14 protein-coding genes are annotated in these 12,834 nt (G+C 65.7%); 8 read left to right on the forward strand and 6 right to left on the reverse strand.

Annotated elements, in window-relative coordinates; translation table 11 throughout:
• Positions 1–70: 70 nt before the first annotated feature.
• A complete protein-coding gene (locus GFY24_RS24555; RefSeq protein WP_153807456.1) occupies positions 71–988 on the forward strand; it encodes a LysR family transcriptional regulator in 918 nt (305 codons plus the stop codon).
• Here GFY24_RS24555 and GFY24_RS24560 read toward each other — a convergent pair.
• Entirely contained in the window at positions 959–1,657 is a 699-nt protein-coding gene (locus tag GFY24_RS24560; protein ID WP_153807457.1) for a TetR/AcrR family transcriptional regulator, read from the reverse strand. The genes GFY24_RS24555 and GFY24_RS24560 overlap by 30 nt on opposite strands.
• Before the next feature lie 99 nt (positions 1,658–1,756).
• Between GFY24_RS24560 and GFY24_RS24565 the strand changes: the two genes are divergently transcribed.
• From GFY24_RS24565 to GFY24_RS24575, 3 genes are read left to right on the forward strand one after another with little or no spacing between them, the layout of a single operon-like run.
• The gene (locus tag GFY24_RS24565) at positions 1,757–3,346 is read left to right on the forward strand and encodes an FAD-dependent monooxygenase (protein WP_153807458.1); all 1,590 of its coding nucleotides are present in this window, start codon (positions 1,757–1,759) and stop codon (positions 3,344–3,346) included.
• Between the two features lie 42 nt (positions 3,347–3,388).
• Complete coding sequence (locus GFY24_RS24570; RefSeq protein WP_153807459.1) at positions 3,389–3,895, forward strand: VOC family protein; 507 nt, start codon at positions 3,389–3,391, stop codon at positions 3,893–3,895.
• The gene (locus GFY24_RS24575) at positions 3,888–4,682 is read left to right on the forward strand and encodes a MerR family transcriptional regulator (protein ID WP_153807460.1); all 795 of its coding nucleotides are present in this window, start codon (positions 3,888–3,890) and stop codon (positions 4,680–4,682) included. The genes GFY24_RS24570 and GFY24_RS24575 overlap by 8 nt, the downstream gene beginning before the upstream one ends.
• Positions 4,683–4,908: 226 nt before the next feature.
• Here the strand turns inward: GFY24_RS24575 and GFY24_RS24580 are convergent, their stop codons facing one another.
• Positions 4,909–5,103, reverse strand: a complete 195-nt coding sequence (locus GFY24_RS24580; protein WP_153807461.1) for a hypothetical protein — start codon at positions 5,101–5,103, stop codon at positions 4,909–4,911.
• Between the two features lie 145 nt (positions 5,104–5,248).
• Between GFY24_RS24580 and GFY24_RS24585 the strand changes: the two genes are divergently transcribed.
• The 4 genes from GFY24_RS24585 (at position 5,249) to GFY24_RS24600 (ending at position 9,927) form a co-directional block, all read left to right on the forward strand.
• Positions 5,249–6,121: an LLM class flavin-dependent oxidoreductase gene (locus GFY24_RS24585; protein WP_153807462.1), complete on the forward strand. Its 873-nt coding sequence runs from the start codon at positions 5,249–5,251 to the stop codon at positions 6,119–6,121.
• Between the two features lie 48 nt (positions 6,122–6,169).
• On the forward strand, positions 6,170–6,682 hold the full coding sequence (locus tag GFY24_RS43040; RefSeq protein ID WP_153807463.1) for a hypothetical protein: 513 nt from the start codon (positions 6,170–6,172) through the stop codon (positions 6,680–6,682).
• A 118-nt stretch (positions 6,683–6,800) separates the two neighbouring features.
• Positions 6,801–7,850 (forward strand): ParB/Srx family N-terminal domain-containing protein, encoded by a 1,050-nt coding sequence (locus GFY24_RS24595; protein ID WP_153807464.1) that lies wholly within the window; start codon positions 6,801–6,803, stop codon positions 7,848–7,850.
• A gap of 37 nt (positions 7,851–7,887) precedes the next feature.
• Positions 7,888–9,927 (forward strand): M3 family metallopeptidase, encoded by a 2,040-nt coding sequence (locus tag GFY24_RS24600; protein ID WP_309231285.1) that lies wholly within the window; start codon positions 7,888–7,890, stop codon positions 9,925–9,927.
• Positions 9,928–9,948: 21 nt separating this feature from the next.
• Here GFY24_RS24600 and GFY24_RS24605 read toward each other — a convergent pair whose 3' ends face one another.
• The 4 genes from GFY24_RS24605 to GFY24_RS24620 all read right to left on the reverse strand — a co-directional run bounded on the left by GFY24_RS24605 (position 9,949) and on the right by GFY24_RS24620 (position 12,799).
• On the reverse strand, positions 9,949–10,788 hold the full coding sequence (locus tag GFY24_RS24605; protein WP_153807465.1) for an NAD(P)H-binding protein: 840 nt from the start codon (positions 10,786–10,788) through the stop codon (positions 9,949–9,951).
• 117 nt (positions 10,789–10,905) lie between these two features.
• Positions 10,906–11,265: a VOC family protein gene (locus GFY24_RS24610; RefSeq protein ID WP_153807466.1), complete on the reverse strand. Its 360-nt coding sequence runs from the start codon at positions 11,263–11,265 to the stop codon at positions 10,906–10,908.
• A gap of 116 nt (positions 11,266–11,381) precedes the next feature.
• Positions 11,382–12,218: an alpha/beta fold hydrolase gene (locus GFY24_RS24615; protein WP_153807467.1), complete on the reverse strand. Its 837-nt coding sequence runs from the start codon at positions 12,216–12,218 to the stop codon at positions 11,382–11,384.
• A complete protein-coding gene (locus GFY24_RS24620; protein ID WP_309231286.1) occupies positions 12,215–12,799 on the reverse strand; it encodes a WHG domain-containing protein in 585 nt (194 codons plus the stop codon). The genes GFY24_RS24615 and GFY24_RS24620 overlap by 4 nt, the downstream gene beginning before the upstream one ends.
• Positions 12,800–12,834 lie beyond the last annotated feature (35 nt).

The raw sequence follows: 12,834 nt of genomic DNA on the forward strand, positions 1-12,834 counted from the left end.
GCACGCTATGGACCAGGCAGGCATGCGCGCGACGCAACTTTGGCAAGAGTTGATTGCGTACAATGCAACTATGGCCGAACAGCTCGATCTGAATCTGCTGCGCGTATTCGACGCATTACTCCAGGACGGCAGTGTCACCTCGGCCTCCGAACGCCTGCATCTGTCGATCCCGGCGACCAGTCGCGCGCTCGGGCGATTGCGGCGGGCCATGAACGATCCCATTCTGGTGCGCGCCGGGCGGGGTATGGCTCCGACGCCGTTCGCGGTGCGCACCGCGCCTCGGGTGCGCGCGCTGCTCGAGGAAGCCTCGGCATTGATCAGCGCGGATCGCGAACTCGAGGTCGGAAAATTGCAGCGCACCTTCACGATTCGCATCAGTGACGGTATTGCCGCGACATTGGTGACCGCTGCCGTGGAGGCCACGGCAGCGGTCGCGCCGGGCGTGGCATTGCGCTTCGTCACCGAGGGGAATGAGAGTATCGAGGCGCTGCGGGACGGCTCGATCGATCTGGATATCGGTGCGGGCGACGACACCGCCCCCGATATTCGAACCGCTGCACTGTATCGCGAGCGATTGGTCGGCATCGTCCGTGCCGACAGCCCGCTGGGCAGGCATCGCCGCCCAACCCTGGTGCAGCTGAGCCACTATCCGCACGTTTCGGCGTCCCGCCGCGGCCGGGCGCGGGGCCCGCTCGACGACGCGCTCGAGGCCGAAGGCCTGCAACGACAGGTAGCCGCCGTGGTCCCCACCCAGGCCGTCGCCGCACTCTTGGTGGCTTCGAGCGAATATGTCGGACTGGTTCCGCAGCGCCTGGCCGAGCAATACGGTTCGACCTTGGGCCTGCGCTGGTTTCCCATTCCCGCCGACCTACCGGAGGTCGAAGTTCGTCTGCTCTGGCATGCCCGCCTCGATGCCGATCCGGCTCAACGTTGGCTGCGAGATACCATCCGCGACGCGTTAGGCGGTGCGGCTCACGCCCTCGAGTAGGCAATCCAGCCCGAAGTCGAATCGGGCTGGGGGAATGGTGTCTTCGGCGTCGATGACGCGCCGCGCGAAATGCGGATAGTCGCCCGTGGCGATGGCCTCGCGCAGATACGGGCCGACGGTCGCACGCCATTGTTCCTCGGTGAGTCCGGTGCGATGATGTGCGCGAAGTTCGGCAAGTTCCTGATTGACCGCGCCGAAGACGTACGAGGTGACGGCGTCGGCGATGTTGGATGCCAGGGTGATGTCCCCGGTGAGCGGGGTGAGCGCGGCGAGCGCGATATCGTGGCGGCGCAAAGCATTCGGGCCGAGGGCGGGGCGGCCGGAGAGTTCCGCGCCGAGCCACGGGTGTTGCAGCAGGGTCGCTCGCAATTGGTGTGCGACGGCGGCGATATCGGTACGCCAGTCACCGGTCAACTCCGGTACCGCAATTTCGCCCTGGGCGGTGTCGACCATGAGGTCCACGAGTTCGTCGCGATTGGCGACGTAGCGGTAGAGCGATGCGGTGCCCGAGGCCAGTTCGGTGGCGACGCGGCGCATGGAAACCGCCTCCAGCCCTTCGCTATCGGCGATGGTGAGCGCCGCGCCGACAATGCGATCCACGCTGGGGGCGCGGCGGGCCGGGGTGCGGCGGTCCCTGCTCCACACGAGTTGCGGGGTGTTGTCCAGCATTGCCTGCCCTTCTGGTTCGAAATTCGGCGTTGCGCACAGACTAGCACTGTGGATACGGTGTAGCCATTACGGCAACACCGTATCCACAGGGAGATTCTCATGACGGATAAGCAGGTTCCGGTACTCATTGCCGGGGGCGGTTCGGTCGGGCTCGCGACGGCACTCTTCCTGGCCGACCGGGGTATCGAATCGCTGGTGGTGGAGGCGCAGGACGGGCCCTCCGCGCATCCGCGTGCCACCGGTCTCGGCCCGCGCACCGCGGAGTTGTTGCGCGAGGCCGGGCTTCAGGAGGCCGTCGACGCGGTGTGCGTGAATATGACTGATGGCGGGCTCGGCAAGATTTACGTGCGCACTCTCGCCGAGACGGATTTCGCCGCGCTGCCGCTGGTGACGCCGCTGCGGCGGATGTGGGGTGGTGACGACATCAGTCCCGGACGCGTTCGCGGCCTCTGCCCGCAGCATCGACTCGACTCGGTCATGCTGCCCGCCGCGCGCGAACGCGGTGCGGTGGTGCGGTATTCGACCCGGATGGAATCCTTCGCGCAGGGCTCGAACGGGGTGCGGGTGCGGTTGTCCGATGATTCCATCGTGCGCGCGGACTACCTGATCGGCGCGGATGGCGTGCGCAGCGGAGTGCGGGAGGCTGTCCGAGTCGGGGTCTCCGGGCCGGGCGCGCTCGGAAATCCCATGATGAGCATGCTCTTTCGCGCCGATCTCACCTCGTATCTACAAGGGCGGCGATTCGTCACGTGCAATGTCGATAATCCCGGGGTGCGCGGCATGCTGGCCACCGTCGACGGTGCGAAGGAATGGATTCTGCACACCGAGTGCACCGAGGCAGTCGATGCATTCTCCGAGGACGAATGCCGGTCCTTGATTCGCGCCGCCATCGGCGATCCGACCATCGACGTGGAGATTGTCAGCGTATTGCCCTGGCGGCCACGCGGATTGGTCGCCGACCGATTCCAGGTCGGCCGGGTCTTCCTGGTCGGTGATGCCGCGCATGCCGTGCCACCGCTGGGGGCGTTCGGCCTCAATACCGGAATCGCGGACGGCCACAATCTCGCGTGGAAAATCGCGGCCGTGCACTCGGGCCGGGCCGGGGCCGCACTGTTGGACACCTATACGGCCGAACGTCGTCCGGTCGCACAGACGACCCTCGACCAGGCCGTGCGACGACTACCCGACCCCCAATTGCATTGGGGCAGTGGACCGGAGATCGCGGCGGCCCGGCAGGCGGCAGGTGTGCTCAACGCGCCCGTGGTCCAACTCGGCTACCGCTACGACTCGGCCGCCGTAATCGACGCCGACCTGAAACTGCCCTCCACCGAGGATCTTTCCCTGAATCTCGACGGCAGCCCAGGTTCGCGCCTCCCGCACCGCTGGCTGGACCACGATGGGCACCGCGTCTCCACACTCGACCTCGTCGGCCCCGGATTCACCCTCCTGACCGCGAGCCGGCATTGGCAGCGCGCCGCCCAATCGGTCGCCGAATCACACCCGGCCGGGTTGTCCGTACACCGAATCATCCCGGGCGACTGGAGCACTACCGCCGGCATCGGCGACACCGGCGCAATCCTGGTACGCCCCGACCACTTCATCGCCTGGCGCACCCCCGAATCACCGACCAGCCCCGCCGCCGCCATCATCCGCGCACTCGACCGAATCTCTGCCCAATCCACCCGATAATGCACTTGACCCTCACGTTAGGGGAGGGTTCATGATCGTTCCATGGCAGACACCTACCCCGCCTTCGATATCAGCCCGGTGCCCGTCCCGGCCCTTGACGCCGAGGCTCCCGAACTCTTCCACGGCCTGTACGGAATGCCCATGTTCGTCACCGTCGCCACCGCCGATCTGGCTGAATCCGTGCACTTCTGGACCCGGGGCCTGGGCTTCTTCGACCTGTTCACCGTCCCGGGCCAACTAACCCACCTGCGCCGCTGGGCCTTCCAGGATGTCCTGTTGGTCCCTGGTGACCACCCCGCCGAGACCCCTGCACAAACTGTCAGTTTCGCCTGCGTCCCAACCCAATTGGACGAGATCGCCTCCGCCTGCGAGCGACTCACCCCCGGCTGCACCACCGGTCCCCGCCAAATGCCATGGAACTCGACCGAACTGGAGATCCGCACCCCCGAAAACACCCGAGTGGTGATGACCGCCGCCCGCCCCTACGACCCCTCCGGCCCCGAAGCCGAATTCCTACGCTCCATCGGCATCACCGCCCCCGATGCCTGACCACGACGGCCTAACTGTCGGTGCGGTCGCATCGCTGGTGGGCATCACAATCCGAGCCCTGCACCATTGGGACGCACTCGGCCTGGTCACCCCCTCGGCCCGCACCCCCGGCGGCTACCGCGTGTACACCGCCGCCGACCTCACCCGTATCCACCGTGTTCTGATCTACCGCGAATTGGATGTCCCGCTGACCGAAATCGCCCCGCTCCTGGACGCTCCCACGGCTGTGGCCACCGAAGCCCTACTCCAGCAACGCGATCGACTGCGCGCCCGCATCACCCACCTCCAGCAAATGACGGAAGCCCTCGACCGCTTGATCGAAGCCCGGCAGTCCGGAATCCTGCTGACTCCCGAAGAACAGGTCGCCATCTTCGGCAACCACTGGAAACCGGATTGGGTGACCGAAGCCCACTCGCGTTGGTCCGGCACCCCGCAATGGACCCAATACGCCGAACGCTCCGCCACCCGCACCGCCACCGAATGGCAACAGATCACCGACTCCACCAATGCACTCAATGCCGAACTGGCAGCGGCATTCCAAGCCGACATCGCCCCCGGCACCCCCGAGGCCAACGCCCTCGCCGAACGCCACCGAGGCTCCTTCACCCCCTACTTCGACTGCACCCACTCAATGCAAGTCTGCATAGCCCGCACGTACATCGACGACCCCGACTTCGCCACCTACTACAACACCCTGACCCCCGGCCTGAACACCTGGCTTCACCAAGTCATCTCCGCCAACGCCCGCGCCCAAGGCATAAACCCGGACACCGCCACCTGGACCTGACGGACTCTTCGCGTCCACGTTTTCGCGTGGAGACAATCGAAACTGGTAAAGATGTTGTGGCACAACGGTATCGCCGATACCACCCGTTAGACGCTGCGGCAGATCCTCGAGGCCTGATTCTGAACAATTCCTCGGTCCACAAGGGTGCGAGGTTCGGGAATGGTGCGCCGCCAACGATGTGGAACTGGCGTTCGTGCCGACCTATTCGTCGTGGTTGAACCGGGTGCTAGCCGCCGTAGAGGCGAATGAAGTCCTGGGTCGGGTCGACGGCGGGCACCGTGTAGCTCGACGAACTCCCGTCGATGTGGGTTTCCTCGACGTAGTGGGCGGGTTCGGCGGGCAGGCGGCGCCATCGGGCGCGTGGATCAGCGAGCTGCTCTCGGTGACTGTTCGACGACATGTTGTTCCCCTCCAGAATCATGTCACCACATGCTACCCGGAGTTACACGCCCGATGAGGCATGCGTTGCGGCAAAGGTCAAGCCGGGCTGGAGGTTCCACCTCCCGGGAAACTCTGAAGCACTGGGACGGGCGTCCGGAGATCCGGAATCTGGTAGTGATGGATTCATGACGACTTTGGGAGCTGTTTTTCGTCCGGAGAATCCGCCGGAGGGACTGCGGGAGGCGGTTCGGGTCGCGGACGATTCGGGGTTGGAGGAGCTTTGGTTGTGGGAGGACTGTTTTCTGGAGGGTGGAATCTCCAGTGCGGCAGCGGCGCTCGCGTGGAGTGAGCGGGTGCGGATCGGGGTGGGGGTGCTGCCGGTGCCGTTGCGCAATGTTGCCTTGACGGCCATGGAGATTGCCACGCTCGAGCGGATGTTCCCCGGGCGCGGGATATTCGGTGTGGGGCATGGGGTTCAGGAGTGGATGGGGCAGGTCGGTGGGCGGGTGGGTTCGCCGGTGACGTTGTTGCGTGAGTATCTCGAGGCGCTGCGTGGATTGCTTGCGGGGCAGCGGATCACCGTGAAGGGGCGGTATATCCGACTGGATGATGTGGCGCTGGACTGGCCGCCTGCCGTCGCTCCGCCGATTCTCGCCGCGGCTACCGGGCCGAAAACCGTTCGGCTGGTGGGTGAATCCGCTGACGGCGTTGTCCTCACCTCCTCCACCTCGGCCGAGGGCATTCGCGCGGCGGCCGAGATTCTGCGGTCGGCCCGCCCCGAACCGGTTGCCGCCGAGCCCTTCCCGATCGTCGTCTACCTGCTGGCGGCAACCGGTCCGAGCGCCGCCGAACGAGTGGCCGCGGAACTACGCACGAAGGACCGGGACACCATCCCTGATGTGGGCGTTGCCGGTGACGCCCAAGCCATCGCCGACACCGTCCTGCGCTGGTCCGAGGCAGGCGCGACCAGCGTCATCCTGCAACCGACAGCTGACGAACCCGATCCCGACGCGTTCATCCGGTTCGTCGCCGACCAGGTCCGCCCCCTCGTGCCCTGACTCCCGCATGCCACACCCATCTGGTGATTCGGGTATTACGGTGGGGCCGTGGCGGAGTGGATCAGCGTGTACTGCGGGGAATTTGTCGAGCTGGATGGGTCCGAGATGTGGGATTGGATATCCAGTGCTGATCTTTGGACGTTGGCCGAGGGATTCTTCGAGGGTGCCGATGTCGTGGAGGCGGCGTTGGAGGATGCGCTGGTGAATCTTCAAATCACCGCGGAGAAGGACATTTTCGTGGAGTGGAAGGCCGCCGGGGCCGGCATGCGAATCTCCAGTGTGACCGGGGCGGAGGTGGTCGCTCAGGTGGGGGAGGCATTGGGGGAGTCGCTGATCGGGGCGGTGGGGCCGGGGGCCGATCGGGTTCGAGCGCATTTGGCGGGCACCACTCAGGTGGTGAATATCGAGATGGCGCTGGATGATTCGCACGGTTTGGGCGCGGTGTTCGGATCGGTGATCGCATTGCGGATCGCGGCGGATGCGCAAGGGCTGGTGTGGTACTTCGATCAGGAGTGGGTGGATCCGGAAAAGCCGGGCGAGGCGCTGTGGAGTGCGGCGTAGCGAGTTTACGAATTGTTTTCCGAGCGAACAGCATTCGTCTGCCGTCGGATGGCCGGGCCGTCATGGGAGCTGGTCACGGTGATGCGGCTTGGATGATGTGCAGGATGTGAGGATTTCGATGAGCACTACCACCGTCGGACGGGGTCGTTGGACCGCGGCCATCGCCGGAGCCCTGGTGGCTTTGACCAGTGGCATCACCTGGGTCGCCCCGGGCGATGCGGGAGCGGACCCGCTATGCGCGCTACCGAGCGGCTCGGCGGGATCGTCGTATTCCTGTGCGGCGGCGGGTGATCTGCTGGATGTGCGCATCGGCGATGTGCTGGCCACCCAGCCGTCACTGGGCTACGACGAGATCTACTACAAGCTGGGCCGGTACACGCTCGGCAAGGACGATATCAACTCCAAGTTCAACGACTGGTGCGAGAGCAATGGTCAGCAGGGGGTCGTCTCGGCCAAACCGGGTGCGCGCCTGAGCGATCCGTCCTCGTTCCAGTGCAAGCTGGCCGTGGGTCAGGAGACCGCCGAGAGCATTGCCGCCATGAAGACCGTGGTCATCGGTCCCGGCGGCAAGCCGTACCTCACCGACGGTCACCACACCCTCACCTCCTACCTGGAGACCCCGGACGGCGGCGCGGATATGCACGTGCGCCTGCGGGTGCTCGGCAACCTCAGCACCCTCGCGGACACCGACTTCTGGACGCAGATGAAGGCCAATGGCTGGGTGTGGCTCAAAGATGTCGCCGGCAACCCGGTAGCGGTGGATCAGCTGCCGAAGTCGCTGGGCCTGGCCAACTTCGCCGATGACAATTACCGCAGCATGATGTACTTCGCCCGCGATATCGGCTACCACGTCGGCGATCTGCCGTTCGAGGAGTTCTTCTGGGGCGACTGGATGCGCCGCGGCAATATCGGCGGCGAGTGGAATCGTAATGATTTCAACGCCTACCTGGCCACCTTGAAGACCGTCACCGAGGCGCAGGTCGCGCTGTCCCCGGAAACCATTGTCGCCGAGGGCAAGACCGCCAAGGAGCTCGATCAGCTCAGCGCCTGGAATGACGGCAAGGCCGAGGACAAGGGCGAATTCGCCAAGATCTCGCAGCCGTACTCGGCCGATAAGCCGGGCAAGCTGGGCTATGCGGTCGAGTACCGGAATCGCAACGCGCACTGACAGCACCTCGCCCGGCATTCCGGCATAGGGTTTGCTGGTGAGCAATCCGTTCTTCGAACCCAGCACCCTGCCGTATCAGCTGCCGCCGTTCGCGGACATCCGCGAGGAGCACTACCTGCCCGCGTTCCAGGCGGGTATAGCGGAGAAGCTCGCCGAGATCGACGCCATCGCCGTGAATCCCGAAGGACCGACCTTCGCGAACACGGTGGTGGCGTTGGAGCGTTCGGGGGCCGTGCTGACGCGAGTCGCGAATGTTTTCTTCAATATCTCGTCCTCGGATTCGACCACCGCCACCGATGTCATCGAGGGCGAGATGTCGCCGAAGCTGGCCGCGCTCAGCGATGCCATGCTGCTGAATCAGGACCTGTTCGCCCGCATTCGCGCACTGTACGACCAGCGCGAGAACCTGGGGTCGAGCGCTGAACAAGCACGGCTGCTGGAGCGGTACTACACGCGCTTCGTGCGCGCCGGAGCGGCTTTGAGCGAAGCCGAACGGGACCGACTGCGGGCCTGGAATATGGAATTGGCCTCGGCGACAACCGACTTCAAACACAACATCATGGCCGCCACCAAGGCCGCCACGCTGGTGCTGGACACCGAGGAAGAACTGGCCGGTCTCACACCGGCGGCGGTCACCGCGGCTGCCGAGAACGCCCGCGCGCTCGGCCAAGAGGGTTGGGCGCTGAGCCTGCAGAATGTCTCCAACCAACCGGTGCTCGCCGAGCTGGCCGACCGTGAAGTACGCCGCCGCATGATGATGGCCTCCCTCGGCCGCGGTTTCGGCAGCAGCCCGAATGCCGAACTGGCGGGCCGTATCGCGAACCTGCGCGCCAACCGCGCCGCCCTGCTCGGTTACTCCGATCATGCCGCGTATACGGTCGCCGACCAGACCGCCGGGACCACCGACGCGGTCGAGGATATGCTCGCTCAGCTCATCGCCCCGGCCATCCTCAATGCCGAGCGGGAGGCCGCCGAGCTCACCGCCGCCATGCGTGCGGCTGATCCGGACGGCGATACCGAATTGCGCTCCTGGGATTGGCAGTACTGGTCGGAAAAGGTTCGCGCCGAACGCTTCTCACTCGATGCGGATGCCCTGCGCCCCTATCTCGAATTGGAGCGGGTGCTGCGTGACGGTGTCTTCCACGCCGCGGAACTGGTGTACGGGCTCACTTTTCAGGAACGCACGGATCTGGTCGGCTACCACCCCGAGGTCCGCGTCTTCGAGGTCTTCGACGCCGACGGCAGTGGTCTGGGCCTGTTCCTGGGTGACTTCTTCGCCCGCCCGTCCAAGCGGGGCGGCGCGTGGATGAATGAACTCGTAGGCCAGTCCGGCCTCGAGGGCACGCGTGCCGTGGTGGTGAACAATCTCAATATCGTGAAGCCACCCAAGGGTGAGCCCGCACTGTTGACCTGGGATAACGTTCGCACGCTCTTCCACGAGTTCGGGCACGCCCTGCACGGATTGTTCTCCGATGTGGAGTACCCGTTCTTCGCCGGGACGTCGGTGCCCCGCGATTTCGTGGAGTTCCCGTCGCAGGTCAATGAGATGTGGGCCGGCCGCCCCGAAATCCTGGCCAACTATGCCAAGCATGTCGAAACCGGCGCACCGATCCCGGTCGAACTGCTCGAAAAGCGCGCCGCCGCAGAACGATTCGGCGAAGGCTTCCGCACCGTCGAATACCTGGGCGCGACCCTGCTGGACTGGGCCTGGCATCGCATCACCGCCGATCAGTCCGCCGATATCGATGCCGAACTGTTCGAGGAATCCGCCCTGCGCAAAGCCGGACTCGCGCTCTCCGCGATCCCGCCGCGCTATCGCACCGGCTACTTCGCGCATATCTTCGCGGGCGGATATGGCGCGGGCTACTACTCCTACATCTGGAGCGAAGTCCTCGACGCCGACACCGTCGAATGGTTCGAGGACGGCACCGCCCCGATCCGCGACAAAGGCGAACAATTTCGCCGCGGCCTGCTCGCCAAGGGCGGATCGGTCGACCCCCTCGAGGCATACGCGTCATTCCGCGGCCGCGCCCCGGAGATCCAGCCGCTGCTGACCCGCCGGGGCTTGACCGGATAGCGAAACCCGTTCCGGGGCGGCCTATTCGGCAGTGCCGCCCCGATGGAAGGCGTCGGCGTGCACCGTGGCCCACTGTGCGAAGGTGCGGGGCGCGCGGCCGGTGATCTCCTCGACGGTGGGCCGCACGATGGATTCGTCGATCGCGCCGTCGACATAGAAGTCGAAGAACGCGTCCACGTATTCGACCGGGGTGGTGCGCAGCATATCCGCGCGCGCCTCCTCGTCGGTGAGTCCGATACAGACCAGATCCCGGTCCAGGATCTGCGCGAGAACGGCAACCTGATCGGCCGGGCGCAGCGGTTCCGGGCCTGTGGGCCAAAGGATTTCGCCACGGTAGGCATCCTCGAGCAGGACATGTGAGGCCACGGCCGCCAGATCGTAGGAGTCCAGGCTGGCCGTGCGAACCTCCGGGAACGGAGCCCGCACCACATCACCCGCCGTGAGTTGCGGCAACCAGCGCAGGGCATTCGAGTCGAACGCGCACGGCCGCAGAATCGTCCAGGCCGCACCGGATTCGACGGCCTCCCGCTCGGAGGCCATCATGTACCGCGTCACCGCATTGCCCGCGTCACCGGTAGCTGCGGACACCCCCGACAGCTGCACGATATGCTCGACTCCCGCCTTGGCGGCGGCCTGCGCCACCCCCGGGTATCCGGGAAGCAGGAACACCGCCCGCGCCCCCTCAAATGCCGCCGAAAGACCCTCCGGTGCAGTCAGATCCGCCGCGAATCCCTCGACACCCGCGGGCAGCGAAGCCCGCGCGGGATCGCGCACCAACGCCCGCACCGGCTCCGCCCCACCTGAGATGGCCCGCACCAGATCCGCGCCCACATTGCCGGTCGCACCCGTCACCACAATCATTTGAACCCCTTCACCAGTGGCCTGAGAACGCATCGCCCTGTCCAGGAATACACGAAAATCGCACGGGTGGAACGGCTTGGAGATGAATACTTACGACTCTCGAAGCTTGCGAAACGCTCAATCCAGGTCGGTGGCGAGTGGGTGCAGGGGTTGGTAGAGGCCGACCTCGCCCGCGCCCGGCACCAGAAAGCTCGTGATTCGACCCCAACGGGCCTCGGTGATCTCGGAGTTGAACTCGACGCCCTTGTCGGCCAAGCCGGCCATGGTGGTTTCGAGGTTGTCGCACATGAAATACAGGGCGTGCAGGCCGCTTTCGGGTGCGGCCGAGGGGTGGAAGGCGAGTTCTGCCGGTGGCGATTTGAAGATGAGCCAATCGCCTCCGGCATCGACGCTCGGGAGGTTCAGGACGTCTCGGAAGAACGCTCGGGCTCGCTCCGCGTCGGAGGCATAGATGATGGTGTGTGCACCATTGATCATGGAGCGACGCTAACAGCGAATCCGGGGGAAAACGTGAAGGCTGGCGACGCGAGCTGTGGATCCCGGCCAAAAGCATGCCGGGATGACGGGGTCGGAGGGGTTGGAGGGGTTGGAAACTAGGGGGTCGGTGCCGGCGTCAGGAGGGTTTCGAGAAGGAGGGTGGCGAGGGGTTCGGGTTCGTCGGTGAAACCGCTGTGGCCGCCGGGGAATTGGGTTACTTCGATGCCGAGGCGGGTGGCGAGGACGGCTGCGGGGCGGGCCGGGAGGTGGGTGCCGGTTTCGCGGCCGGCGGCCAGGACCAGACGGTCTGCGACCTGGGTCAGGGCGGCGGTGTCGGGGATGTGTGAAGTGAATCGGCGGAGTTCGTGTTCCATCATGATGGGGGCATTGGCTTGTAGGCGGGCCATCATGGCTAGGGTGCGGGGTGGCAGGTCGGTGAGTGTGGGGAAGGGTTTCATGGTGCCGCCGATGCCTTGGAGGAAGCGGGCTCCGGCCGCGGCCATGCCTTCGGTGCGGAAGAGGGTGTAGACCTCGTCGATGAAGGCGCGCTGTGCGTCCGCGTCGGGAAGGATTGCGAAGCACGGCGGTTCGTGGGCGACCAGGCGGTGCACTCGGTCCGGGTGGCGGGCGAGCAGATCCATGCCGACGATCGCGCCGCTGCTGCCGCCGAAGAGGTAGGCGGGCTCATCGGTGAGGTGTGTGATCAGCCGGTAGGCGTCGTCACTCTGCACCTCGACGCGCTGGTCCAGCGGTTCACCCGGGTCGATGGTGCTGTGCGAGTAGCCGCGCGGATCCAGGCAGGCCACGGTGAAGTGCTCGGCGAGGCGGTCGGCGATCGGGTCCACGACCGCCGCGTCTCCGCCACCGCCCGGAATCAGCAGTAGCAGTGGACCATTCCCGCGCACCTCGTAGTGGATGCTCGCGCCGGGGACGCGCAGGGTATCGGATCTCATCGGGTCTCCTTGCGTTCGGGCCACTGCGTCAGCAATTGGTGCAGGGCGTCGATAATGTGTGCCCACGAGGTGTCGGTGTCGCGGCCATGTGCGAAACCGCCGCTTGTCTCGAGGGTGGCGTAGCCGTGAAAAGTGCTGCGTAACAGGCGACCCGCGTCGATGAGGTCCTCGTCGTCGAGGTCGTAGGCGCGCAGCATGGCGGTGGTGAGTTCGACGCTGCGAATGGCCCCGGGCGCGTCGGCGACCTCGGTCGGATCCAGGCGGCTCTGTGTCGCGGCATAGCGGCCGGGGTGCCGGACGGCATAGTCGCGATAGGCATTCGCGAAGCCGATGAGCGCGTCCTTGCCGGATCGGCCCGCGACCGCCGCGGCGATATCATCCGTCATTTCCAGCGCGCCCTGCAGTGCGATCCGCACGCGCAGATCGCGCAGGTTTCGCACATGCGAGTACAGGCTCGGATCCTTGACGCCGAATTTCTTCGCCACCGCCGCCAGGGTCACATTGTCGAATCCGATCTCATCGGCGAGTTCGGCTGCGGCGCGGGTGATCCGGTCTGCGGAGAGTCCAGCTCGTGGTGCCACGCCCGCTCCTTCCTATGAACCTTAGGCAGAAACCT

The sequence above is a fragment of the Nocardia sp. SYP-A9097 genome (assembly GCF_009649815.1).
Classification (GTDB): domain Bacteria; phylum Actinomycetota; class Actinomycetes; order Mycobacteriales; family Mycobacteriaceae; genus Nocardia.